Origin of the sequence: Metabacillus halosaccharovorans, from assembly GCF_002019635.1 — a bacterium.
GTDB classification, from domain to species: domain Bacteria; phylum Bacillota; class Bacilli; order Bacillales; family Bacillaceae; genus Metabacillus; species Metabacillus halosaccharovorans.
Genome location: NZ_KV917372.1, coordinates 965,137 through 991,622, shown reverse-complemented (window position 1 = coordinate 991,622; position 26,486 = coordinate 965,137). Strand labels below are relative to the sequence as shown.

The 26,486-nt window shown below is 35.7% G+C and carries 27 protein-coding genes and 1 other annotated feature; all 27 genes read left to right on the top strand.

Features of this window, described 5'->3' with window-relative positions; all coding sequences use genetic code 11:
- The first annotated feature begins 12 nt into the window (after positions 1–12).
- The 27 genes from mraY (at position 13) to BK577_RS19030 (ending at position 26,365) form a co-directional block, all read left to right on the top strand.
- A complete protein-coding gene (gene mraY, locus BK577_RS19160; protein WP_078434431.1) occupies positions 13–987 on the top strand; it encodes a phospho-N-acetylmuramoyl-pentapeptide-transferase in 975 nt (324 codons plus the stop codon).
- Positions 988–2,343: a UDP-N-acetylmuramoyl-L-alanine--D-glutamate ligase gene (gene murD, locus BK577_RS19155; RefSeq protein ID WP_078434430.1), complete on the top strand. Its 1,356-nt coding sequence runs from the start codon at positions 988–990 to the stop codon at positions 2,341–2,343.
- A 125-nt stretch (positions 2,344–2,468) separates the two neighbouring features.
- Positions 2,469–3,614: a stage V sporulation protein E gene (gene spoVE, locus BK577_RS19150; RefSeq protein WP_078435323.1), complete on the top strand. Its 1,146-nt coding sequence runs from the start codon at positions 2,469–2,471 to the stop codon at positions 3,612–3,614.
- Between the two features lie 189 nt (positions 3,615–3,803).
- Positions 3,804–4,895, top strand: coding sequence for an undecaprenyldiphospho-muramoylpentapeptide beta-N-acetylglucosaminyltransferase (gene murG, locus BK577_RS19145; protein ID WP_078434429.1), 1,092 nt, complete (start codon positions 3,804–3,806; stop codon positions 4,893–4,895).
- Between the two features lie 35 nt (positions 4,896–4,930).
- A complete protein-coding gene (gene murB / locus BK577_RS19140) occupies positions 4,931–5,839 on the top strand; it encodes a UDP-N-acetylmuramate dehydrogenase (protein WP_078434428.1) in 909 nt (302 codons plus the stop codon).
- Between the two features lie 209 nt (positions 5,840–6,048).
- Positions 6,049–6,837, top strand: coding sequence for a cell division protein FtsQ/DivIB (locus BK577_RS19135; RefSeq protein WP_078434427.1), 789 nt, complete (start codon positions 6,049–6,051; stop codon positions 6,835–6,837).
- Positions 6,827–7,528 (top strand): DUF881 domain-containing protein, encoded by a 702-nt coding sequence (locus BK577_RS19130; RefSeq protein ID WP_078435322.1) that lies wholly within the window; start codon positions 6,827–6,829, stop codon positions 7,526–7,528. Before BK577_RS19135 ends, BK577_RS19130 begins: the two co-directional genes overlap by 11 nt.
- A 150-nt stretch (positions 7,529–7,678) precedes the next feature.
- Positions 7,679–8,407, top strand: a complete 729-nt coding sequence (locus BK577_RS19125) for a DUF881 domain-containing protein (RefSeq protein WP_342743315.1) — start codon at positions 7,679–7,681, stop codon at positions 8,405–8,407.
- Between the two features lies 1 nt (position 8,408).
- Positions 8,409–8,774, top strand: coding sequence for a small basic family protein (locus tag BK577_RS19120; RefSeq protein WP_078434425.1), 366 nt, complete (start codon positions 8,409–8,411; stop codon positions 8,772–8,774).
- Between the two features lie 165 nt (positions 8,775–8,939).
- Positions 8,940–10,226 (top strand): cell division protein FtsA, encoded by a 1,287-nt coding sequence (ftsA, locus tag BK577_RS19115; protein WP_078434424.1) that lies wholly within the window; start codon positions 8,940–8,942, stop codon positions 10,224–10,226.
- A 44-nt stretch (positions 10,227–10,270) separates the two neighbouring features.
- Positions 10,271–11,422 (top strand): cell division protein FtsZ, encoded by a 1,152-nt coding sequence (gene ftsZ / locus BK577_RS19110; RefSeq protein WP_078434423.1) that lies wholly within the window; start codon positions 10,271–10,273, stop codon positions 11,420–11,422.
- Positions 11,423–11,701: 279 nt separating this feature from the next.
- Complete coding sequence (spoIIGA, locus tag BK577_RS19105) at positions 11,702–12,631, top strand: sigma-E processing peptidase SpoIIGA (RefSeq protein ID WP_078434422.1); 930 nt, start codon at positions 11,702–11,704, stop codon at positions 12,629–12,631.
- A 123-nt stretch (positions 12,632–12,754) separates the two neighbouring features.
- Positions 12,755–13,474 carry an RNA polymerase sporulation sigma factor SigE gene (gene sigE / locus BK577_RS19100; RefSeq protein WP_078434421.1) on the top strand — a complete coding sequence of 240 codons (720 nt, stop codon included), beginning with the start codon at positions 12,755–12,757 and terminating at the stop codon, positions 13,472–13,474.
- A gap of 41 nt (positions 13,475–13,515) precedes the next feature.
- The gene (gene sigG / locus BK577_RS19095) at positions 13,516–14,397 is read left to right on the top strand and encodes an RNA polymerase sporulation sigma factor SigG (RefSeq protein WP_180321228.1); all 882 of its coding nucleotides are present in this window, start codon (positions 13,516–13,518) and stop codon (positions 14,395–14,397) included.
- Between the two features lie 289 nt (positions 14,398–14,686).
- Complete coding sequence (locus tag BK577_RS19090) at positions 14,687–14,965, top strand: YlmC/YmxH family sporulation protein (RefSeq protein ID WP_026559437.1); 279 nt, start codon at positions 14,687–14,689, stop codon at positions 14,963–14,965.
- A 92-nt stretch (positions 14,966–15,057) separates the two neighbouring features.
- Positions 15,058–15,894 carry a peptidoglycan editing factor PgeF gene (gene pgeF, locus BK577_RS19085; RefSeq protein ID WP_078434420.1) on the top strand — a complete coding sequence of 279 codons (837 nt, stop codon included), beginning with the start codon at positions 15,058–15,060 and terminating at the stop codon, positions 15,892–15,894.
- A 3-nt stretch (positions 15,895–15,897) separates the two neighbouring features.
- A complete protein-coding gene (locus tag BK577_RS19080) occupies positions 15,898–16,584 on the top strand; it encodes a YggS family pyridoxal phosphate-dependent enzyme (RefSeq protein WP_078434419.1) in 687 nt (228 codons plus the stop codon).
- A 1-nt stretch (position 16,585) separates the two neighbouring features.
- The gene (locus tag BK577_RS19075; protein WP_078434418.1) at positions 16,586–17,035 is read left to right on the top strand and encodes a cell division protein SepF; all 450 of its coding nucleotides are present in this window, start codon (positions 16,586–16,588) and stop codon (positions 17,033–17,035) included.
- A gap of 6 nt (positions 17,036–17,041) precedes the next feature.
- On the top strand, positions 17,042–17,305 hold the full coding sequence (locus BK577_RS19070) for a YggT family protein (protein WP_078434417.1): 264 nt from the start codon (positions 17,042–17,044) through the stop codon (positions 17,303–17,305).
- 132 nt (positions 17,306–17,437) lie between these two features.
- Entirely contained in the window at positions 17,438–18,214 is a 777-nt protein-coding gene (locus BK577_RS19065; protein ID WP_078434416.1) for a YlmH family RNA-binding protein, read from the top strand.
- A gap of 125 nt (positions 18,215–18,339) precedes the next feature.
- The gene (locus BK577_RS19060; RefSeq protein ID WP_078434415.1) at positions 18,340–18,846 is read left to right on the top strand and encodes a DivIVA domain-containing protein; all 507 of its coding nucleotides are present in this window, start codon (positions 18,340–18,342) and stop codon (positions 18,844–18,846) included.
- 72 nt (positions 18,847–18,918) lie between these two features.
- Positions 18,919–19,148, top strand: a binding site (T-box leader).
- Positions 19,149–19,253: 105 nt separating this feature from the next.
- Positions 19,254–22,016, top strand: a complete 2,763-nt coding sequence (ileS, locus tag BK577_RS19055; protein ID WP_078434414.1) for an isoleucine--tRNA ligase — start codon at positions 19,254–19,256, stop codon at positions 22,014–22,016.
- A 285-nt stretch (positions 22,017–22,301) separates the two neighbouring features.
- Positions 22,302–22,625, top strand: a complete 324-nt coding sequence (locus BK577_RS19050) for a TraR/DksA family transcriptional regulator (RefSeq protein ID WP_078435321.1) — start codon at positions 22,302–22,304, stop codon at positions 22,623–22,625.
- Between the two features lie 155 nt (positions 22,626–22,780).
- Entirely contained in the window at positions 22,781–23,245 is a 465-nt protein-coding gene (lspA, locus tag BK577_RS19045) for a signal peptidase II (RefSeq protein ID WP_078434413.1), read from the top strand.
- On the top strand, positions 23,245–24,159 hold the full coding sequence (locus BK577_RS19040; protein WP_078434412.1) for an RluA family pseudouridine synthase: 915 nt from the start codon (positions 23,245–23,247) through the stop codon (positions 24,157–24,159). Before lspA ends, BK577_RS19040 begins: the two co-directional genes overlap by 1 nt.
- A 195-nt stretch (positions 24,160–24,354) precedes the next feature.
- A complete protein-coding gene (gene pyrR / locus BK577_RS19035; RefSeq protein ID WP_078434411.1) occupies positions 24,355–24,900 on the top strand; it encodes a bifunctional pyr operon transcriptional regulator/uracil phosphoribosyltransferase PyrR in 546 nt (181 codons plus the stop codon).
- 184 nt (positions 24,901–25,084) lie between these two features.
- Complete coding sequence (locus tag BK577_RS19030) at positions 25,085–26,365, top strand: solute carrier family 23 protein (RefSeq protein ID WP_078434410.1); 1,281 nt, start codon at positions 25,085–25,087, stop codon at positions 26,363–26,365.
- Positions 26,366–26,486: the final 121 nt, after the last annotated feature.

Sequence of the window (26,486 nt, the reverse complement as noted above, 5' to 3'; positions counted from 1 at the left end):
GGAGGTGTACTCATGTTAGAGCAGGTGATTTTAATTACGATCGTTATGGGATTTCTAATAAGTGTATTGCTATCCCCAATCATTATACCGTTTTTAAGAAGATTGAAATTTGGTCAAAGTATAAGAGAAGAAGGACCGAAATCACATCAAAAAAAATCGGGAACTCCTACTATGGGAGGAGTAATGATCATTATTTCAATTATCATTACAACGATTGTCATGACGGGTAAGTTTTCTCAACTTAGTGTAGAAATGTACCTTTTATTGTTTGTAACGTTCGGATATGGTTTACTTGGCTTTTTAGATGATTTTATAAAAGTTGTCATGAAGCGGAACCTTGGATTAACGTCTAGACAAAAATTGCTTGGTCAAGTTATTATTGCAGTTATTTTCTATTTAGTGTTCACACAATATGGTTTTTCTACAGAAATTTCAATTCCTGGAACATCTGTTTCATTTGATCTGGGTTGGGGATATGTGATTTTAGTCATCTTTATGTTAGTTGGCGGTTCAAATGCTGTTAACTTAACTGATGGATTAGATGGGCTTTTATCTGGAACAGCCGCAATTGCGTTTGGTGCTTTTGCTGTTTTGGCTTGGAATCAGTCACAATATGATGTAGCAATATTCTCAGTTGCTGTTGTTGGAGCGGTTTTAGGATTTCTAGTCTTTAACGCTCATCCGGCAAAAGTATTTATGGGAGATACTGGATCTCTGGCTTTGGGTGGAGCTATTGTAACTATTGCAATTTTAACAAAACTAGAAATTTTACTTGTATTAATTGGCGGAGTGTTTGTAATAGAAACCTTATCTGTTATTATTCAAGTCATCTCATTTAAAACGACAGGAAAAAGAGTCTTTAAAATGAGTCCTCTTCATCATCATTATGAATTAGTTGGATGGTCCGAGTGGAGAGTTGTTGTAACGTTCTGGACGGTTGGTCTTTTATTTGCTGTACTTGGAATTTATATTGAGGTGTGGTTGTAATTGAAAAACGTGAAAGATTATCTACATAAACATGTATTAGTAATAGGTTTAGCAAAAAGCGGTTTAGCGGCCGCTAAATTATTACATCGGCTTGGAGCAAATGTTACAGTAAACGATGTAAAAGCTACAGAGGAAGACTCTAGTGTTAAAGAATTAATGAGCCTGGGGATCAAAGTAGTTGGAGGGGGCCATCCGTTATCTTTAATTGACGAGAACCCTGTTGACATTATTGTGAAAAATCCGGGTATTCCTTATTCAAATCCCTTAATTGTCCGTGCTAAAGAAAAAAATCTACCGGTTATAACTGAGGTGGAGCTTGCTTATAAAGTATCAGAAGCAGATATTATTGCTATCACTGGTTCAAATGGTAAAACAACAACAACCACTCTTATTTACGAAATGCTTAAAGTGGATCAAAAACAACCATTAATTGCCGGAAATATTGGGACTGTCGCTTGCGAAGTAGCAGAAAAAGCAACGAAAGAAAATGTTATTGTAATGGAGCTATCATCATTTCAACTATTGGGAACAATTGATTTTAAACCTGCGATTGCGATGATTCTCAATATTTTTGATGCACACTTAGATTATCACGGAACGAAAGATGAATATGTATATGCAAAAGGTAAAATTTATGAAAATCAAACAAATGACGATGTATCAATAATTAATAAAAATGACAATGAAGTTTACGCATTGTCAGAAACTTCTAGGGCGCAAAAAATCTACTTTTCAGCATCAAGTGTACTTGAAAATGGAGTATACATCAAAGATGAGTGTATTTGGTTTAAGTGTGAAAGGGTTATTAATATTAAAGATATCGTTTTACCAGGAGAACATAATTTAGAAAATATTCTTGCAGCGATTACTGCTGTAAAATTAAGAGATGTTTCAAATGAGGCAATTTATAAAGTACTGACAACATTTCAAGGTGTTAAACATCGCCTTCAGTATGTAGATTCTGTTGAAGGTCGACGCTTTTATAATGATTCAAAGGCTACAAATATCCTTGCTACAAGTAAAGCACTTCAAGCCTTTTCATCACCTACGATTTTGCTGGCAGGCGGCCTTGATCGAGGAAATGAGTTTGATGAATTAAAACCATTCTTAAAAAATGTAAAAGCGATGATTTTATTTGGCGAAACAGCACCAAAGCTTGAGAGAATAGCAAAAGAAAGTGGAATAGAACATATTAAACGTGTCGATAATGTAGAAAAAGCTGTATCTGCGGCGTTTAATGTTTCTGAAAATGATGATGTTGTATTGTTATCACCTGCATGTGCAAGCTGGGATCAATACAAAACTTTTGAAGAAAGAGGAGACATTTTTATTCAAGCCGTGCATAAGCTTAAATAAGGGCTTGTACGATTGAATCAGCCTTAATACTTGTGATGTGGACGTTGTTTATACACATTGTAAGATATTATTGTTGATTTCTCTTTTAATGCTATAGTTTAGTAGCTATTAATATGACATGTTCTATGTGCCATACAGCCCTTAATAAACTGATACAGGGGTGTTCGGCGTTGTCAGCGAAAAGGTCTACTCCAGATTTTATCTTAGTTATACTTACCTTATTACTCTTAACAATTGGCCTGATAATGGTATACAGTGCAAGTGCTGTGTGGGCTACGTATAAATTCGATGATTCGTTCTTCTTTGCAAAACGCCAGCTTTTATTTGCCGGTGTTGGTGTCATTGCTATGTTTTTTTTAATGAATGTTGATTATTGGACATGGAGAACCTGGGCAAAAATGCTCATCATTGTTTGTTTTTTTCTACTAATCGCGGTATTAATTCCTGGAATTGGTATGGAAAGAAACGGTTCAAGGAGCTGGATTGGAGTCGGAGCTTTTTCTATACAGCCTTCTGAGTTTATGAAATTGGCCATGATAGCATTTTTAGCTAAATTTTTATCAGAAAATCAGAAAAAAATTACATCCTTTAAAAAAGGTCTGTTGCCATCGTTAGGATTAGTTTTTACAGCGTTTGGTATTATCATGCTCCAGCCTGACTTGGGAACAGGTACAGTTATGGTAGGTACTTGTATTGTCATGATTTTCGTATCCGGTGCAAGAGTTATTCACTTTGTATGGCTTGGACTTCTTGGAGTTGCAGGATTTGTTGGTCTCGTATTATCTGCACCATATCGAATCAAGAGGATTACATCATTTTTAGACCCATGGGAAGATCCATTGGGAAGTGGATTCCAAATTATCCAATCTCTTTATGCGATTGGTCCAGGAGGATTGTTTGGTCAAGGCCTGGGACAAAGCCGCCAGAAGTTTTTCTATTTACCTGAACCTCAAACAGACTTTATTTTTGCAATATTAGCAGAGGAACTTGGTTTTATAGGAGGGTCATTAGTCATTTTGTTGTTTGGATTGTTACTTTGGAGGGGAGTAAAAATAGCCCTCGGTGCCCCGGATTTATATGGCAGCTTTTTAGCCATTGGCATTATTACAATGGTTGCTATTCAGGTGATGATCAATATAGGCGTTGTAACAGGCTTAATGCCGGTTACAGGAATTACACTTCCTTTTTTAAGCTATGGCGGGTCCTCACTCACTTTAATGTTAATGGCAATGGGAGTATTATTAAATGTAAGCAGATATTCAAAGTATTAAGCGAAATTTGTTTTATCAAAGGTTGTTTATCATTTAAAATAAAGGTATTGAGGCTGACGTAGGTAAGTGACAGATCCATGAGGTTTCATTAATCTCTGGCAGTCCTTAATGGTCAGCCTTATTATATTTACATAGTGTATGATTGGAAAATTATAAAAAACCTAAATTGTAGTTAATGGGGGAAAGAGAATGAGAGTTGTAGTAAGTGGTGGGGGAACCGGAGGACATATCTATCCGGCACTAGCGTTAATTAATGAAATAAAAAAACATCACTCAGATGTTGAGTTTTTATATATTGGCACGGAAAATGGCTTGGAACATAATATTGTGAAAAGAGCGGGAATTCCTTTTAAATCAGTAGAAATCTCAGGTTTTAAAAGAAAAATATCTCTTGAAAATGTAAAAACAATAACGCGTTTTATTACAGCTGTTTCATTAAGCAAACGATATTTAAAAGATTTTAAAGCAGATGTAGTAATTGGAACAGGTGGATATGTTTGCGGGCCTGTGGTTTATGCTGCTTCCAAATTGAAAATTCCAACTGTGATTCATGAACAAAATAGTTTACCAGGTATAACAAATAAGTTTTTATCCCGGTATGTTGATAAGGTGGCAATTTGTTTTGAAGAGGCAAGAAGTTATTTTCCAGAACATAAGGTTGTATTAACTGGAAATCCACGTGCTTCAGAAGTGATCGGGCAAAATGCAATTAAAGGGCGAGAATCTCTTGGACTGGACAAAAACAAGAAAACAGTCCTCATTTTCGGGGGAAGCCGTGGAGCAAAAGCAATAAATGAAGCTGTATTGGAAATGATTCCTTCTTTAGAAGGAAAGCCATATCAAGTGGTCTATGTGACAGGAGAAGTGCATTATGATGAGGTGATTGAGGAAGTGAAATCATTAACCCAATCAGCACATGTAATCATTAAACCTTTTATACACAATATGCCTGAAGTATTAGCCTCTGTTGATTTAATTGTTTCAAGAGCAGGTGCAACATCACTAGCTGAGATTACAGCACTGGGCTTACCGAGTATTCTTATTCCAAGTCCATACGTAACAGCAAATCACCAGGAAGTGAATGCAAGGTCGTTAAGTGATCATGATGCAGCTATTTTGATCAAGGAATCAGATCTTAATGGTCAAAAATTAATATCTCAAATAGACAATCTTTTACTCAACGAACTCAAACTCAATAAAATGAAGAAAGCATCGAAAGATTTAGGTATACCAGATGCCGCAAGTAGGCTATATGATGTATTAAAAGATATATCTAAATAAAAACAGCAAAGATTTACGTGAATAGGAGGTAAAGTATGAAAACTTTATTTAATGAGTTAACAGAAGCGAATATTGGAAAAGTCCTTGAAAATGAACCATTAGCCAAACATACAACAATAAAAATCGGTGGTCCTGCCGATATATATGTAGAACCAAATAGTACAGATAGTTTATGCAAAACAATAGAAATCATTAAAGATAAAAATGTTAAATGGACGGTCATAGGAAGAGGGTCTAATTTGCTTGTTGCAGATAAAGGAATTGAAGGAGTAGTTATAAAACTTGGAGCCGGAATGGATGACTTTGATCTAAATGGAGAAATCCTCACAGTTGGTGGAGGTTGTTCTGTTATTAGACTTGCAACAATAATTAGTAAAAAGGGATTGTCCGGATTAGAGTTTGCAAGTGGAATTCCTGGTTCCATTGGTGGAGCCGTATATATGAATGCAGGTGCACACGGGTCAGACATGTCCAATATTGTTGTAAAAGCACGCATTTTATTTAATGATGGTACAATACAATGGTTATCAAATGAAGAACTTGATTTTTCATATCGAACGTCGATACTTCAGGAAAAACGACCAGGGATATGTATTGAAGCTGTTTTACAATTGAAAACAGGGGAAAAAGAAGACATAGTTGCTGTCATGCAAAAAAATAAAGATTATAGAAGAGACACCCAACCGTGGAACTATCCATGTGCAGGTAGTATTTTCCGCAATCCTCTGCCGAACTATGCAGGTCAATTAGTTGAAGCTGCAGGGCTGAAAGGATACCAATTGGGGGGAGCGAAAATCTCTGAAATGCATGGTAATTTTATCGTAAATGCAGGCGGAGCAACTGCTCAAGATGTACTTGATTTAATTGCATTTGTTAAAAAAACAATCCTCGAAAAATACGACATAAGGATGGAAACAGAAGTAGAAATAATTGGCCGTAATTAGACACAATACTCCCCATTATTTCCTTTTATTGTGTTATAATGACTAATGTAAAAATGGCTAAATGATCTTTTTTGATTTATAAACGGCATTTTTAAAATGCCGTTTATTTTATACGATCAGATTGTTAGAATTTCATTAACTTAAAAGTCAGAATTATTTACTTAAAGAAATCTACCTAGACTCATTCATCTAGGGTGGGGTGAAACGGATTGGAGAAAAAAGTTGTTTCGTTAGAAGACCGCATACCGAAATTACAGCACCAGCGAAAACAGAAAACGAACCGAAGGCTTATTTCATTCTTATCTATTTTCTTTCTGCTAATATTACTAGTTATTTATTTTCAATCTCCATTAAGTAAAGTAGGCAGTATTAAAGTAGAAGGAAATGTTCATGTTGATGCAAAAGAAATTATCAATTTGAGTGAAATAACAACCTCATCAGGCTTCTGGAATATTAATACAAAAAATGTTCAAAAATCTATTGAAGAGCATTTACAGATTAAAAAAGCCACGATAGAGAAAAAATTCCCGAATCAAGTTGTATTGGTTGTTAATGAATATGAAAGTATGGCATACCTTGAGGATCAAGAGGCATATAGGCCGATACTTGAGAATGGACAAGTTCTTAAGGAAAGAACTGTAAATATTCCAGCAGATGCTCCGGTTTTAATCGGTTGGAAAAAAGAAGAGCATATAAAAGAAATGATGAGTGAATTAAAGAAATTGTCTCCAAGTATTTTCAATTCTATTTCTGAAATTCACCATACTCCAGATAAAACAGATCCTTGGCTAGTTCATCTTTATATGAATGATGGATATGAAGTAATGGCATCTGTTCGAACTTTTTCAAAGAAAATGAATACTTACTCTAAAATAGTCAGTCAGTTAGACGAAGATAGTAAAGGAATCATACATTTTGAAGTTGGTACGTATTTTGAATCTTTTACACCACTAACAACTATGGAGGAGGATGAGACAATAAATGAAAATGAAAGGTAGCTATGTCATTTTCTCACTCATTCTTCTTGTTCTTGGTTTTCTAATTTCATATTCGTATCAGCTAACTAAAGAGAAAAGCCGTGATGGCTCCATTACAACTGAACAATGGAATCGTGAATACGAGATAAGGTCGCAACTCATAGCAAAAGAAGAAACAAATCAAGAACTTCAAGCAGAACTTAACAAAAAACAAGATGAAGTTAAAAATATTGAAGAGTCTTTAAAAGATGAGAAGCAGGTGTACTATAATCTTGTTGAAGATGTAGAGAAATTTCGAATGTATGTAGGAGACTTGGCAGTAGAAGGAAAAGGCGTACAGGTTACTTTAGAGGATGCATCTTATGTACCCGAAGGAGAAAATGTCAACAATTACATTGTTCATGAAAGTCATATATTCAATGTAATTAATGAGCTTTACATCTCAGGAGCAGACGCAATCTCTATAAACGGTCAAAGATTATCAAGTCATTCGTATATATATTGCAATGGCCCTGTTGTTACGGTTGATGGAAATCAATATCCTGCACCTTTTGTTATTACAGCTATAGGTGATCCGAATGTATTATTACCTGCATTGAATATAAATGGAGGTATTGTCGATCAACTAGCATATGATAATATTGTTGTTACTTTAGAGAAAAAAGACCAAATTATTATGGAGCCTTTACTTCAAGAGCAAAGTTCTTCATAATACGTGTCCTGTCTTGTAAAGAGATTCTTAAATGTCTATTTTATACTTTAAAAATGTATAAACTGAATAAAGGATAAAAGTATAAGAAAAATACCGACTTCATCCATACAGATGACAAGTCGTGTTTTTCTAAGACTGATAGGTGGTTGGGTGAAGGGAACAAATGGAAAAAAAGGGCTTAGTTTTACAATTTTAACGATGGTTTTTGGGTTAATGCTTGGAATTCAATATCAAACAATAAAAAATCCGATTGAAAGAGATACACGCGATATGTGGCAATTAAGAGAGGATTTGAAAAAGGAACAGCAGCTTCAATTAGAATTGTTATCTGAAATAAGGAAATATAATGAAGTTATTGAGTCTCATGAAAACAAGGACAGTGCAGATCCTGAAAATGCTCTTAAAGAAACTTTAGCCGTTTTAAAGGAAGATGCAGGACTTACGGAAGTAACAGGTTCAGGTATAACTATAACAATTGATAAGTTGTTTTCTGAAAAGCTTCTAGGGATAGAAATTCAAGATATTTCTCCCGATTTACTAAAACGTCTGATAAATGAATTAAATTCTTATGGTGCAAAAGAGATTTCTATTCAAGGTAGGCGCCTGATAAATTCAACGGTAATAAGAGATATTAATGGACAAACAAAAATAGATAATTTTAGTTTGCACTCCTATCCTATAGAAATTAAAGTCATCTCAGAAGATGTGGACAAGCTTTATAACCGTATGAATGCTTCAACAACGGACGAAGATTTTGCCATTGATAATTTAAGTTTAACAATCTCTGATCCAATTGATGAATTGACCGTTCCTGCATACGAGGATTCGATTCGTGTTCGGAATATGAAGCCTAAAGAGATAATTGAAGGGGGAGATTAATATGTGGCTGCCAATTCTTGGTCTCATATTAGGAGTATTTTTAGGATTAGTGTCAGAATTAAGAATTCCCCCCGAATATTCTAATTATTTATCAATAGCCATATTAGCAGCTCTTGATACTTTATTAGGTGGGATCCGAGCGCATTTGCAGGATATTTATGATGAAATGGTATTTGTTTCCGGTTTTTTCTTTAACATCATTTTGGCTGCAAGTTTAGCTTTTCTCGGCGTCCATATTGGTGTAGACTTATATTTAGTAGCTGTGTTTGCGTTTGGTGTTAGGCTTTTTCAAAACATTGCCGTAATTAGGAGGATATTAATCTCAAAGTGGGCAATTTCTCGTGGAAAACTGAAAAAAGTTGAATAAATTAAAGGAAATATTAAGTATTTGACGAATAAACACTAGTGAAGCCAAAAATCAAGTTTATCTTAAAAAATAATTTTGTAACAAACCTGTAAACCTAGATTCATTGTCATGTTGTTCTGTAAAGAATAGAATAGAAAGTATTGATAGATAGGGAGGTGCCTTAGAATGAACAACAATGAATTATTTGTAAGTCTTGACATCGGTACATCCAGTGTTAAAGTAATTATTGGTGAAATGACAAATGATACTTTAAACATTATTGGTGTAGGTAATGTGAAATCAGAAGGAATAAGAAAAGGATCTATAGTAGATATTGATGAAACGGTTCATTCTATTAAAAAAGCGGTAGAACAGGCCGAGAGAATGGTTGGAATCTCCCTTAAACGAGTCGTGGTAGGTGTAACAGGAAACCATGTTCAACTCCAAGACTGTCATGGAGTTGTTGCTGTTTCCAGTGAAAATCGTGAGATATCAAATGAGGATGTAAGAAGAGTTATTGAGGCTGCTCAGGTTGTCTCTATACCACCAGAAAGGGAAATCATAGATGTGATTCCAAGGCAGTTTATCGTGGATGGGCTAGATGAAATAAATGATCCTAGAGGTATGCTTGGTGTACGTTTAGAAATGGAAGGCGCGATCATAACTGGATCTAAAACGATTTTACATAACTTATTACGATGTGTAGAACGTGCCGGATTGGAAATAACAGATATTTGTTTACAGCCATTGGCAGCAGGTTCTGTTGCATTATCCAAAGATGAGAAGAACCTGGGTGTTGCATTAGTTGACATTGGTGGCGGTTCAACAACTATTGCAGTATTTGATCAAAATCATTTAATTGCAACTAGTGTGCTTCCAGTCGGTGGTGAAAATATCACAAAAGACATTTCAATAGGTCTACGTACAACAACTGATGAAGCTGAACGTCTTAAAGTGAAGTATGGACATGCTTTTTATGACCATGCATCAGAAGATGAAATATTTGATGCTTCTGTAATTGGGTCAGATCAAAAAAGAACATTTAATCAATTAGAGCTTGCGGACATTATTGAAGCAAGATTGGAAGAAATCTACGAACTTATTTTACATGAACTTAGTAGACTTGGAATTCAAGAACTACCGGGAGGATATGTATTAACTGGCGGCACTGTAAAAATGCCAGGTGTCTTAGAACTAGGACAAGCAGTCCTTCAAAATAGTGTGAGAATCGCAAGTCCTGATTATATTGGTGTTAGAGAGCCTCAATATATGACGGGAGTGGGTCTAATCCAATTTGCATATAAAAATGCTAAAATTCAAGGCAGAAAAATAGGATCAAATGTTATGGTTGATGCAGTAGAGGTTGCTGCCTCAAAAGAACCACAGCCACAACAGAGAGTAAAACCTCAAAAGCAACAAGAAGATAAAAAAGTAAACAAAGTGAAGAAATTTTTTGGCTACTTCTTTGAATAGTTAACATCAATTAGAAGTCATTTGATGGATTAGGAGGATTTTGCATGTTGGAGTTTGATACAAATATTGACGGCTTAGCTACCATTAAGGTCATCGGAGTTGGTGGCGGTGGTAATAACGCTGTTAATCGAATGATAGAACACGGAGTTCAAGGTGTGGAATTTATTGCAGTTAATACAGATGCTCAAGCATTAAATTTATCTAAAGCTGAAATAAAGATGCAAATTGGCTCAAAACTAACAAGAGGATTAGGTGCAGGAGCAAATCCTGAGGTTGGTAAAAAAGCAGCTGAAGAAAGTAGAGAACAAATTGAAGAAGCGCTTAGAGGCGCGGATATGGTATTCGTAACAGCTGGTATGGGTGGTGGAACAGGTACAGGTGCAGCACCTGTTATCGCTCAGATAGCAAAAGATCTTGGGGCATTGACAGTGGGTGTTGTAACTAGACCTTTCACATTTGAAGGTCGTAAACGTCAAATGCAGGCTGCAGGCGGAATTACATCTATGAAGGAATCTGTTGATACTTTAATCGTGATTCCTAACGATCGACTACTTGAAATTGTCGATAAAAATACGCCAATGCTTGAGGCGTTTAGAGAAGCGGATAATGTATTGCGACAAGGTGTTCAAGGTATTTCAGATTTAATTGCTACACCTGGTCTAATAAATCTTGATTTTGCAGACGTGAAAACGATTATGTCAAACCGTGGCTCAGCATTAATGGGTATTGGTGTTGCAACTGGAGAGAACCGTGCTGCTGAGGCCGCTAAAAAAGCTATTTCAAGTCCTTTATTAGAAAAATCAATTGACGGTGCGCAAGGTGTACTAATGAACATTACTGGTGGAATGAACTTAAGTTTATATGAAGTTCAGGAAGCTGCCGATATCGTCGCTACAGCATCAGATCAAGATGTTAACATGATTTTTGGATCCGTTATTAATGAAAACCTTAAAGATGAAATCATTGTTACAGTTATTGCGACTGGATTCACTGAACAAGAAATGAACCCGTTAAAGCCGCAAAGTACTCGTTCATTTGGTAGTAATGGTGGTACAGTGTCTAAACCAGCTCCAAAACGTGAGGCTCATCGTGAGGAACCTGTTCAAGAATCAATCAGTCGAGGTAATGTTCAACAACAAACAGATGAAGCATTGGATATACCTACATTTTTAAGAAATAGAAACAAACGCAGATAAAAAAGAGTGCCTTTGGCACTCTTTTTTTCTGTTTTCACCTTCTTTTGATTAAGACAGTAAACGATTCTTTCTCAAACTTCCCCTTTTTCTATGATTCTAACCTGTCGACAAAAATTCTGATAATCTATCAAAAATACTTACTGTTTCTCGGCAGTAAATGACAGACTTCCTATTGGATTGGATTTATACTAGTTCCAACAGGTGCTCATCTATTGATCTACTATAAAATGGGATAGATAATAGGAGGGATTCGTATGACACGGGGGAAAGGAGTAACAGATGTCTATTTATTTAGACGTAATTTGGCTTTTAAACTTTTCCTTTGATTTACTTCTACTTGTTCTAACAGCAATCGTGTTAAAAAGGAAAATAAATAAATTACGAATGGTTTTGGCAGCTCTTATTGGATCAAGTATTGTAATAATGATGTTTACACCATTAGCTTTTCTTGCAAATCATCCATTAGGAAAAATGTGTATATCCGTTTTAATGGTTTTGTCAGCTTTTGGTTTTAAAAGATTCCGTTTCTTCTTCCAAGGACTGCTTACCTTTTATTTTGTAACCTTTTTGGTTGGCGGTGGAATGATTGGAATACATTATTTTTTACAGCAGGAAATGACATATTTAGAAGGGGTTTTAATGACAAATTCGACTGGTTTTGGTCACCCAATTAGCTGGTTATTTGTTCTAATTGGTTTTCCTGTATTATGGTTGTTTGCTAGAAATAGCATAGAAGGAATTGAAACTAAAAAAATCCATTATGACCAGTTAGTAAAGGTACAGATTACTGTGGATAATATTCAGTTTTCATTGAAAGGACTTATTGATAGTGGAAACCAACTGTTTGATCCTATTACAAGAAGTCCTGTCATGATTATCGATACATTAAAAGTACAGGAATTTCTTCCAAAGCTTCTAGTTCATCAAGCTATCCAGGATGATGTAATGAAAGCAATGAGCGAACAAAACGAAGGTCATGCTTGGGAACATAGGGTTCGTATTATCCCTTATCGCGTAGTAGGAAGTGAGCATCAATTTCTCTTAGGCTTTAAACCTGATGAAGTTTGTATCGAAACCAAAAATGAAACCATAAAGGTTCAAAAAACAATTATTGGTTTAAACCGTACCACATTATCCTCTGAGGATGCGTATGAATGCATTGTTCATCCGAAAATGCTTCAGGGACCATCGATTCAGCAAGTATCTTAGTGATGTTACTTCTATCATACTCTGTAAAGAACCATTTAGTACGTCAGAGTATATTTCTTTTGAAAATTATTTAGTAAATGTTATGTAATACTGGTCATTAATTATGATTTGAGGGGGAGGAAAATGAAGAAATTAAAATTACACCTTACTTACTTATGGTATAAGCTATTAATAAAACTTGGTATTAAATCTGATGAGGTATACTACATAGGAGGCAGTGAAGCATTACCGCCACCTCTCTCGAAAGAAGAGGAAGAAGTATTATTGCAAAAGCTACCATCTGGTGACCAGGCGGCAAGATCAATTTTAATTGAGAGAAATCTTAGACTTGTTGTGTATATCGCTAGAAAATTTGAGAATACAGGAATTAATATTGAGGATTTAATTAGTATAGGTACAATTGGATTAATTAAAGCTGTTAATACATTTAATCCTGAAAAGAAAATTAAACTTGCTACATATGCATCCCGCTGTATTGAAAATGAAATTTTAATGTATTTACGGAGAAACAACAAACTTCGTTCTGAGGTGTCTTTTGATGAACCGCTCAACATTGACTGGGATGGAAATGAATTATTATTGTCTGATGTATTAGGAACAGAAGATGATATTATTACAAAGGATTTGGAAGCAAACGTAGATCGAAAATTGCTTTTAAAAGCTCTTCAGCAATTAAATGATCGAGAAAAACAAATTATGGAGCTCCGATTTGGGTTACAGGGTGGAGAAGAGAAAACCCAAAAGGATGTTGCAGATATGCTTGGAATTTCCCAATCCTATATTTCAAGACTTGAAAAAAGAATTATTAAAAGATTGCAAAAAGAATTTAATAAAATGGTGTAAAAAATTTTTTTATCTTATCAAAGCCTAATATATCAATAAAGATGAGGATATCTACTTCAATTGACCTATATAGCTTGTGCATATTTTTTCCTGTCGAGGAGATACTTAACTCTGTACAGCAACTCCTGTTAGGAGGGAAAAATGTGACAAGAAATAAAGTCGAAATTTGTGGAGTAGATACCTCAAAACTTCCAGTTCTTAAGAATGAGAAAATGAGAGAACTATTTAAGCAAATGCAAAACGGAGACTTATCAGCAAGAGAAGAGCTGGTAAATGGCAACTTAAGATTGGTACTTAGTGTAATCCAGCGATTTAACAACAGAGGAGAGTTTGTTGACGATTTGTTTCAAGTTGGCTGTATAGGATTAATGAAATCCATCGATAATTTTGACTTAGGCCAGAATGTCAAATTTTCAACATATGCTGTACCAATGATTATCGGAGAAATCCGTAGATACTTAAGAGACAATAACCCAATCCGGGTATCCCGCTCACTTCGAGACATTGCTTATAAGGCACTTCAGGTAAGAGAACGACTCATGAGTGAAACATCTAGGGAACCTACTGCAGAGGAAATATCAAAAGAGCTTGATGTGCCTCATGAGGAGATTGTGTTCGCTCTTGATGCTATCCAGGACCCGGTGTCACTGTTTGAACCAATCTATAATGATGGTGGAGATCCAATCTTTGTTATGGATCAGTTAAGTGATGAAAAGAATCGCGATATTCAATGGATTGAGGAATTAGCTTTAAAAGAAGGCATGAGACGCCTAAATAGTCGGGAAAAGTTAATTTTAAGAAAACGCTTCTTCCAAGGTAAAACTCAAATGGAAGTTGCCGAAGAAATCGGAATATCTCAAGCACAAGTGTCAAGGCTTGAAAAAGCTGCAATCAAACAAATGAATAAAAATATTCAAAACTAGGGCTGCTCATTATGAGGAGCCTTTTTCTGTTTATCCATTAAACAGGCAGTAAAACTCCACTTTAGATTAGAGAGAAGCGAAGAAGATAATTGGGAGACAACTGCCTCTAAAGATCTGCCGAAGGACAGGACATCCATCCAAGTCAGTCTAGACATAAAGATGTGGTGTCTAGATCGTGATATTTATCATTTATATTATAAAATACAAGAAATAATTTACTTGTTTTGAATAGTTCGTACCCTAACTAACATAGATATGTATGAGGGGAGTTAGTGAATTGTGACGACCGATGAAGGACATTGGAGGGAAGCTTATGTATATTTCTGAGTTCCAAACAAAAGATGTTGTCAACGTTTCGGATGGGAAAAAGTTGGGGAATATTGGAGATTTCGATATTAATGTTACAACAGGTAAAATACAAGCTATTATAATTAACGGGAATGGGAGAATGCTGGGTTTCTTTGGGAAAGAAGAAGAATTTATCATTCCTTGGAGAAATATAGTTAAAATTGGAGAAGATGTCATTTTAGTTAGAATGAATCGACAAAATGAGATACAAGATGAATAATTTCTCACTCAATACTAAACGTAGTGGGGAAAATGTGGTAAAATAAAGAGTAATAGTATACATTAAATGTCGAAAATAAGGGTTGAACATTTATGAAAGCTAATGTTTTTGAGCAAATAGACGCTACCCATCTAACTTTAACAGATTGGAATAGGCTAATAAAGGGTCTGTCAGTTGGCTTTTCTACAAAATCTGGTGGTGTTAGTACTGGGAACTTTACATCTTTAAATCTTGGTCTTCATGTACATGATCAGTCGGAAGATGTTAGAGAAAATCGAGAAGTTCTCGCGATGTCACTGTCGTTTCCAATCAGAAAATGGGTCTTTGCTGAACAAGTTCATTCAAACAGGATAATGAAGGTGAACAAATCCAGTTGTGGGAAGGGAAGACTCAATTACGAAGATGGATTAGCTGCTTGTGATGGCGTCTATACGACTGAAAAAGGAGTTATGCTATCCCTTTGTTTTGCAGATTGTGTTCCTTTGTACTTTATTGCTCCAAAACACTCTCTTATAGGGTTAGCACATGCAGGCTGGAAAGGGACGGTAAAAGATATAGCTGGTGAAATGGTGAGAAAGTGGCGGTTAAATGAAGGTATAGATGCAGACGATATTTATGTTGCCATAGGCCCTTCAATAGGAGATTGCTGCTATGTCGTTGATGATCGTGTTATATCATCAATTGATAAAAGGGTATTAGATTATAAACCAATACCCTATAAACCATTGGCTAATGGGAAATATCAACTAGATTTAAAGCTTCTTAATGAATATTATTTAAGAAATGCAGGCATTCTCAAAGAAAACGTATTAGTTTCAGACCTTTGTACAAGCTGTGAGAAAGAATTGTTTTTTTCACATCGAAGAGATAATGGGAAAACAGGTAGAATGCTCAGTTTTATTGGAATAAATGAGGAGGTTACCCTCTAACAAATGAACATTCAGGATAATTACAAAGCTATTCAGCATACAATACAAACTACTTGTCAACGAGTTGGCAGAATTCCAGATAAAATAAATGTCATAGCCGTAACAAAATATGTAAGTGTTCAACGTGCGAAGGCAGCTCTTGAAGCTGGTGTCCGTCATCTAGGTGAAAACCGTGATGATGGACTGAATGAAAAGGTAAAAGAACTAGGAAACGATCCAATCTGGCATTTTATTGGTTCACTGCAAACACGAAAAGTGAAAAACATCATTGATAAAGTTGATTTCATTCATTCTCTTGACAGATTGTCATTAGCGAAAGAAATTGATAAAAGATCTTCCAAACCAATGAAATGTTTTGTACAAGTAAATGCTTCTGGAGAAGAGTCTAAACATGGCTGTTCACCAGAGGAACTTGTTGATTTTATTCAGCAGTTAACTCATTATCAACATATTCAAGTTGTTGGGCTAATGACAATGGCGCCAAACACAGAAGATAAAGAAGTTATAAGAAATTGCTTTAAAAAGGTAAGACAACTTCAACATGATGTACAGGCTTTACAATTACCATCAGCACCTTGTCACGAGTTATCAATGGGAATGTCAAATGATTATGAGATAGCGATTGAGGAAGGTGCGACATATATAAGAATTGGTACGTCACTTGTTGGAAACGAAACTGGAGGTGTATAATATGTCAATTAAAAATAGATTTAAAAGCTTTTTTGCCTTAGATGACGAAGAATATGAATATGAGGAACCTGAAATGAAAGAACCGCAATATGAGGCTCCACAGCCACAGACTTTTCCAAATAAAACGCCACAATCAACTAAACAAAATGTTGTAAGTTTGCAAAGTGTTCAGAAATCGTCTAAAGTTGTTTTAAGCGAGCCTAGGGTGTATGCAGAAGCACAGGAAATTGCCGATCAATTAAAAAATCGTCGTGCTGTCGTTGTTAATCTACAAAGTATACAAAGAGATCAAGCAAAACGGATAGTGGATTTTCTGAGTGGTACTGTTTATGCAATAGGTGGGGATATTCAACGAATTGGCACCGATATCTTTTTATGCACCCCTGATAATGTGGATGTATCGGGAGCAATATCTGAATTAGTATCAGAAGATGATCATCAAAGGTGGTAGGCAAACATGAGTATATTGTTAAGTTTAATTAACACTCTAATCACGTTCTACTCGTATGCGCTTATCGTATACATATTACTATCGTGGTTTCCTGGAGCTAGAGAATCAGGTTTTGGCCAATTCTTGGCTAAAATCTGTGAACCGTATTTAGAGCCTTTCCGAAAAATTATTCCTCCATTAGGAATGATTGATATTTCACCAATTGTCGCAATCTTAGCTTTACGTTTTGCTCAATATGGGGTTTCTTCAATATTTAGAATGATTGGCTAGGGACTATTAGTATAGTCCCTCTTTTTTATCGTATTGGAACGATGATAAATTTCTTGAACTGCGGTTAGACCAAGGGATCGAACTAATTTTCATATTTAGTATGTGACACTTTTTATATAACGGAGTTGAATTATGAATCAAATTTATCAACATTTTCGACATGAAGAACGGCAATTTATTGATCAAGTAGTAGAGTGGAAAGAAAACGTTCTAAATCAATACAGTCCAAAATTAACAGATTTTTTAGATCCTCGTGAACAGGAAATCGTCTCTTCTGTTATAGGAGAACATTTAGATGTGAAGGTATCCTTTTCAGGTGGTGTTGAGGATACAGAAAGAAAGCGTGCTTTCCTCTATCCTGATTATTATCAAGTATCAGAGGAAGATTTTAAACTGGCTTTGTTTGAAGTACAATATGCCTCTAAATTTATTACCTTGCAACATAGGCAAGTATTAGGATCTTTAATGAGCCTTGGATTAAAACGCAGTAAGTTTGGCGACATTCGTTTTCATAATGATACAGTTCACTTTATATGTGCGACCGAGATCTCTGAGTATCTTAGTGCGAATTTTAACGAGATTGGCCGTGCGAAGATATCTTTGAAAGAAATTGATTCTTATCAATTCATTCCTAACAAAGAAGAGGTTCAAGAAATGGTCACAACTGTTTCTTCGTTACGACTAGATGTGGTAGGAGCAGCTATATATAATTTATCACGTCAAAAAATTCAACCTTTGATCACCAATGGCCATGTAAAGGTGAATTGGAAAGTCGTTGATTCAGCTTCGTTTGAATGTCAAGAAGGAGATACTTTATCAATACGAGGATATGGAAGAAGTAAATTGACTTCCATTGAAGGAAGAACGAAAAAAGATCGAGTTAGGATTGTCGTTAGGAAACAAAAATAAAGTTTGTGCTATCATATAATAAAATAATTTAAAAGAAATAGCAGGATTTTCAACAAACATGTCGAAATATGATTTATAATGTTGTCAAGGATTAACTATTTCACTACATATTGGAGGTGGCATCCATGCCTTTAACACCTTTAGACATCCATAATAAGGAATTTAATAAAGGGTTTCGTGGATATGATGAGGATGAAGTAAATGAGTTTTTAGATCAAGTCATAAAAGATTACGAGATGATTATCCGCGAAAAGAAAGAACTTGAGTCTCGTGTAACAGAATTAAATGAAAAATTAGGTCACTTTACCAATATTGAAGAGACATTGAATAAATCAATTGTGATCGCTCAAGAAGCAGCAGAAGAAGTGAAGCGAAACGCTCAAAAAGAATCAAAGCTTATCATTAAAGAAGCTGAGAAAAATGCTGACCGTATTATTAATGAATCATTATCAAAATCACGAAAAATCGCGATGGAGATTGAAGAACTTAAAAAGCAATCTAAAGTATTTAGAACTCGGTTCCAAATGTTGATTGAAGCTCAACTTGACCTTCTTAAAAATGACGATTGGGATCATTTATTAGAGTATGAAGTTGAACCTGTTTTTGGTGAAGCAGAGGAAACAAAAAGCTAAACTTGACTTTTTGTTTTTTTATCGCATATAATACGGAAACGTAGATATTTTTTGAAAAACTTATAACACAAAAGTTAAACGGTGAAAGGGACAGTAGTCTTTTAGCAACCTTATTTAAGCGAATCGGGGATGGTGGAAGCTCGAAATAAGGGTAAAAGATGAAGATCACCCTGGAGTTCCATGCTGAACATATCTAATAAGTAAGCTATGGCGATACATTCACGTTACGAATGATGGAGTGGATTAAATATTATATTTAATCTAATAGGGTGGTACCGCGAGATAACCTTCTCGTCCCTTGTAGGGATGAGAAGGTTTTTTGTGTTTTCATGAGGTTGGAATTAATCTTATGAGATAGAAAGCAGAAAATAGCTAAATTAAAATGAAAGAATTTGGAGGAATACTAAATGGATTACAAAGATACCCTTTTGATGCCAAAGACAGATTTTCCGATGAGAGGGAATTTGCCTAAAAGAGAGCCATTAATCCAAGAAAAATGGGAAGACATGAAGATTTATGAAATGGTACAGGAACGAACAAAAGATCGTCCTCTTTTCGTTTTACATGATGGCCCTCCATATGCCAATGGTGACATTCATATGGGGCATGCTTTAAACAAAATCTTAAAAGACTTTATTGTACGCTTTAAATCTATGAGTGGATATTGTGCTCCTTATGTACCTGGTTGGGATACACATGGTTTACCGATTGAAACAGCCTTAACAAAAAACAAAAAAGTTAAAAGAAAAGAAATGTCTGTAGCTGAGTTCCGCAAGCTTTGTGAAGAGTATGCATGGGAGCAAATCAATGGTCAACGTGAGCAATTTAAGCGACTTGGTGTTCGTGGTGATTGGGAAAACCCTTATGTGACACTTAAGCCGGAATATGAAGCACAACAAATTAAAGTGTTTGGTGAAATGGCGAAAAAAGGTTATATCTATAAAGGGTTAAAACCAGTATATTGGTCTCCATCAAGTGAATCAGCACTTGCTGAAGCGGAGATTGAATATGCAGACAAACGCTCACCATCAATTTATGTAGCATTTCCTGTGAAAGATGGTAAAGGTGTTCTTTCAAATGATGTGAAAATTGTAATTTGGACGACAACACCATGGACAATGCCAGCTAATTTAGGGATTTCAGTTCACCCTGAACTAGAATATAGTGTCATTACAGTAGATGGTGAAAAATATCTAGTTGCATCAGAATTAGTAGAATCTGTTGCTTCAACAATTGGATGGGAAGATTATGAAGTTGATCAAACAGTAAAAGGATCCCAACTTGATCGTGTTGTAGCCAAACACCCAATTTACGATCGTGATTCATTAGTAATGCTTGGAGAGCATGTAACAAGTGAAGGTGGAACTGGTTGTGTTCATACGGCACCTGGTCACGGGGAAGATGACTTTGTTGTAGGTCAACAATATAACTTGGATGTTTTATGTCCTGTGGATGAAAAAGGATATATGACAAAGGATGCACCGGGCTTTGAAGGACTATTCTATGATGAAGCAAATAAACCAATCACAGAAAAGCTTCAAGAAGTTGGAGCATTATTAAAGCTTCAATTTATTACACACTCTTATCCACATGATTGGAGAACGAAAAAGCCAACTATTTTCCGTGCAACAGCACAGTGGTTTGCTTCTATTAAAGATTTCCGTGATGATCTATTGAAAGCCGTAAATGAAACAAAATGGGTACCTGCATGGGGGGAGACGCGTCTTTATAATATGGTTCGTGATCGTGGAGATTGGTGTATTTCCCGTCAACGTGCTTGGGGTGTACCGATCCCTGTATTTTATGCTGAAAATGGTGAACCAATTATTACAGATGAAACGATTGAGCATGTGTCCAACTTGTTCAGAGACAATGGATCTAATATTTGGTTTGAGCGTGAAGCAAAAGATCTTTTACCAGAAGGATTTACACATGAAGGCAGCCCGAACGGTAAATTTACAAAAGAAAATGATATTATGGATGTTTGGTTTGATTCCGGTTCATCACACCAAGCTGTATTATTTGAAAGAGAAGATCTCCAAAGACCTGCTGATTTATATTTAGAAGGTTCTGATCAATATCGAGGTTGGTTTAACTCATCTTTATCAACTGCTGTAGCTGTTACTGGAAAAGCGCCATACAAAGGTGTTCTAAGTCACGGTTTTGCACTTGATGGAGAAGGACGGAAAATGAGTAAATCATTAGGTAATACAGTAGTTCCTGCTAAAGTTATGAACCAACTTGGTGGAGATATTCTTCGTTTATGGGTAGCTTCTGTTGATTATCAGGCAGATGTACGTGTTTCAGATGCAATTCTTAAACAAGTTGCTGAAGTATACAGAAAAATTCGTAACACATTCCGTTTCTTATTAGGAAACTTAAGTGATTTTAATCCAACTACAGATTCAGTAAGCTTGGAAAATTTACGTGATGTTGACCGTTACATGCTTGTAAAGCTTAATAAGCTAACGAAACGAGTTAGAGAAGCCTATGATCAATATGAGTTTGCAGCAATTTATCATGCAGTTCACAATTTCTGTACAATTGAATTAAGCTCATTCTACCTGGATTTTGCAAAAGACGTACTATATATTGAATCAAAAGAAAATCAAGAGCGTCGTGCTATTCAAACGGTGCTTTATGAAACATTACTTTCACTAGTTAAATTAGTAACACCAATCCTTCCACATACAGCTGATGAAGTTTGGGAACAAATTGACTCTGTTAAAGAAGTGAGTGTTCAACTTGTTGATATGCCTGAGGTAAAAGAGTATGAACAGGCAGATGAACTAGAAAAGAAATGGGATTCATTTATGTCCCTACGTGATGATGTGTTAAAAGCATTAGAAGTAGCACGTAATGAAAAAGTTATTGGAAAATCGTTAACAGCAAGCATTTCTCTATATCCAAATGCAGATGCAAAAGCATTACTGGATTCAGTAGAAGAAGATTTAAAACAATTATTTATTGTTTCCGGGTTTGAAATTGCAGGAGAATATGCTGTGGCTCCCCAACATGCACAAACGTTTGATACTGTTAAAATCGTTATTTCACAAGCTGAAGGTGAAACATGTGAACGTTGCTGGATCGTAACTCCTGAAGTTGGTCAAGTTGAAGATCACCCAACATTATGTACACGATGTGCGTCAATTGTTAAAGAACATTATTAACGCTAAAAAGCCATGTCCATTTTAGGATATGGCTTTTATTGTAATAAAGAAGTACACGCCCATTTTTTTACAAAAGTGTTTGGAGCAAATGAAAGCAGGGTAAGAAATACATATCTAAACAATTAGTTGGCCGAAAATCAAAGTTAACAGCCTTTACATGCACAGGAAAATTCTTATCAGGGTGAGTCAAGATACTTTCGGGCAAAACTATATTAACATCATGAGAAGGATAAGGAGTTGTCCATCTTGAATAAATTTTCTGGTATTCGCTATGAATTACAAGTGATGAAAGAAGAACTGCGAGCCCGTTTATTTGATCACAGTTTGTTTGAAATGACTTGTGACGATCATCAAGGTAAAAGTCATACATTGATGCATCATATAAAAGAGGAACTTCAAGATGTAGAACGTGCCTTAATGAAAATTGATAAAGGACTTTACGGGTATTGTGAAGAAACCGGTGAAGAAATACCTTTTGAAAAATTAAGAATACTCCCAACAGCCAGAACAAAATATGATTTCTTTTTCCAGGAACTATTTGAAAGAAAATCTCTTCCCCAACACGACTATACTCATGAAGGAACATATATCACAGGCAGCGATTATTAATTGAAAGCTCAAATTACTTTTTGATGGTAAGTAATTTGGGCTTTTTATTGCAAAAAAGAAGATCATTTTACTACTTCTTTAGCTTTCTTTTTTATTATGGTACAATTCATAAGGATAAACCTTGTACAAATAGAACATAGAAAGTTGGGGAGAATGTGTATTATTACATAATTGCCGGTTTAATTATCATTATTGACCAACTAACAAAATGGTTGATTGTGAAGAATATGGAAATTGGTGATCATATTCCTGTTATTGAAAATTTCTTTTATATCACATCCCATCGTAACCGGGGAGCAGCCTGGGGGATACTTCAAGGACAAATGTGGTTTTTCTACATTATCACAGCGCTCGTCATTGTGGGGTTAATCTATTATATCCAAAAACATACGAAGGAAAATAAGGTCATGGGTGTTGCGTTAGGATTTATGCTGGGTGGAGCAATTGGTAATTTCATTGACCGTTTATTTCGCAAAGAAGTTGTCGATTTTATAAATACATATATCTTTTCATATGACTTCCCAATTTTTAATATAGCCGATTCTGCTTTATGTATTGGAGTTGGATTATTATTTATCCATATGTTGTTTTTTGAAGGGAAAAAGAAGGAGCAAGCTTAATGAACATCGTTGAAATACAAGTAAGTGAAGAGTATAAAAATGAACGTATTGATAAGTTTTTATCAACAGTAAATAATGAATGGTCTCGAACTCAAGTACAGCTTTGGATTAAAGACGGATTAGTTAAAGTAAATGACCGATTAATAAAAACGAACTACAAATGCCAAGTGGATGATAACATTGTAGTCGAAATTCCAGAACCAGAAGCACTAGATGTTGTTGCAGAAGAAATGGATTTGGATATCTATTATGAGGATCAGGATGTGTTAGTGGTTAATAAACCGAAAGGAATGGTTGTTCATCCTGCGCCGGGTCATATGAGTGGTACGCTAGTGAATGGTCTAATGGCCCATTGCAAAGATCTTTCAGGAATTAATGGTGTCTTAAGACCTGGCATTGTCCATAGAATTGATAAAGACACATCCGGATTACTTATGGTAGCAAAAAATGATATGGCACATGAATCCCTAGTGCAACAACTTGTAGATAAAACAGTTACTCGCCGATATAAAGCACTTGTACACGGAAACATCCAGCATGATCATGGAACAATTAATGCCCCAATTGGCCGTGATAAAGTTGACCGTCAAAGTATGACAGTTACCAATGTTAGCAGTAAAGAAGCGGTCACTCACTTTCATGTAATAGACCGATTTGAACAATATACATTTGTAGAGTGTCAACTTGAAACAGGAAGAACTCATCAAATTCGTGTTCATATGAAATACATCGGATATCCACTTGTAGGTGATCCGAAATATGGACCTAAAAAGACACTGCCGATTGATGGACAGGCACTTCATGCAGGAATCCTTGGTTTTGAACATCCGAGAACAAAGGAATACCTTGAGTTTGAAGCGCCCTTACCAGCAGAGTTTTTAAATGTTTTGGAACAGATTAAAAATAATCGTTGACACATTTCTACATGTTTGTCATAATGTAAATAACTTAAGAAGAACCTTTAACACAGTCCCGTGAGGCTGAGAAGGAAAACGGATAAGACATCAAAGTCTTTTGACTTAGGATGATTATGTCTTCGTTGACCCTCTCACTGTAAACGGTGGGAGGGTTTTTCGTTTTCAGAGGTTAAAAACGAAAGGAGAATGATGATGTCTCAAAAAGCAGTTTTATTAGACGAACAAGCAATCCGCAGAGCGTTAACAAGAATTGCTCACGAAATTATCGAGAGAAATAAGGGGATTGAAGATAGCATCTTAGTAGGTATTAAAACAAGAGGCATTTACCTTGCAAATAGACTTGCAGAACGAATCGAGCAGATAGAGGGTAAAAAGATTGCCATTGGCGAATTAGATATCACTCTTTACCGAGATGATCTGTCAAAAAAAACAGATGATCAAGAACCGCTGGTAAAGGGATCTAATATTCCGGTTGATGTAACAAACCAAAAAGTCATCTTAGTTGACGATGTTTTATATACAGGCAGAACAGTAAGAGCAGCTATGGATGCACTTGTGGACATTGGCAGACCTGCAAATATTCAACTAGCTGTGTTAGTAGATAGAGGGCATCGTGAATTGCCAATTCGTGCAGATTATGTAGGGAAGAACATCCCAACATCAAGCTCTGAAAAAATAGTTGTCGAATTAAAAGAAGCTGATCAACAAGATCAGGTTACAATACATGAAAATGAATAAGTATACCCTTTAAAGATTTGTCCAGAGAGGCAGCAAAGGGGACATAAAGATGTAGTCAACATAAGACTGCTTATCTTTTTGTACCTCTTTGCCCTAATAGCAAAGAGGTTTTTTGTTTAATGTCAAACATTTCTTTCAAACATACATGCTAACAAAGATTGAAATAACACCGGAGGTTTAATACATGAAAGAAGATCAAATCGTTTTAGACGTAAAAGATACGCCAAAACCAGTAACATGGCTTGCACTTAGTTTTCAACATTTATTCGCAATGTTTGGTGCGACAATCCTTGTACCGTTTCTAGTTGAATTAGACCCGGCAGTAGCTTTAATTTCAAGCGGACTCGGCACAATCGCCTTTTTATTAATTACTAAAGGCCAAGTACCTGCATATCTTGGATCATCGTTTGCATTTATAACACCAATTATTGTTGCAAAAGCATCTGCAGGTATAGGGGCAGCAATGGTTGGGAGCTTCTTAGCGGGTTTAGTTTATGGAATAATCGCCTTGCTTATTAAAGGAACCGGACATAAATGGATTATGAAAATCCTCCCTCCGGTAGTAGTCGGCCCTGTTATTATCGTTATCGGATTAGGCTTAGCTGGTACAGCAGTTGGAATGGCAACAAATGATCCTGCTGGTGAATATAGCTTAAAATATTTCTCAGCCGCATTAGTCACATTATTAATTACCATCTTATGTTCAATTTTTCTTAAAGGTTTTTTCAACCTAATACCAGTGTTAATCGGAATTGTTGGAGGTTATATCTATTCTCTAGCAATTGGCATCATTGATTATACAAGTGTTATTGAAGCAAAATGGTTCCAAGTGCCGAACTTTGTTCTTCCATTTGTTGATTATACACCATCAATAACACTGGACATTGTCCTGTTGATGGTCCCTGTTGTTGTTGTAACAATATCAGAGCATATCGGTCATCAGTTAGTTTTAGGTAAGGTTGTAGGTAGAGATTATATTGAAAAGCCAGGCTTACATCGTTCATTATTAGGTGATGGTGTAGCAACAATGATCGCGTCACTAATTGGCGGTCCTCCAAACACAACATACGGAGAAAACATCGGAGTATTAGCCATTACAAGAGTTTATAGCATCTTTGTTATAGCGGGTGCTGCAGTACTAGCGATCATCTTCGGATTTATAGGGAAAATTTCAGCGCTAATCAGTTCAATCCCTTCACCAGTTATGGGTGGTGTATCAATCCTATTATTCGGGATTATCGCTTCTTCAGGATTACGAATGATGATTGACAGCAAATTAGATCTGGGAAACAAAAGAAATCTCATTATTGCATCTGTAATTTTAGTCATAGGAATTGGTGAAGCAACTTTGAAAATAGGTAATATAGACTTGCATGGTATGGCATTAGCAGCCCTTATTGGAATCGTATTGAACTTAGTCCTGCCAGCTGATAAAGATGAAACAATAAATAAAGAAACAGCATAAGAGAATGACTTAGATCTTTTAAAGAATAGTCCAGAGAGGCTTAAAAGGGTGTAAGGCAAACAAAGGTATACCATACCTTCATTTGCTCTACCTTCAAACACCCTGAAAAAAATCAGGGTGT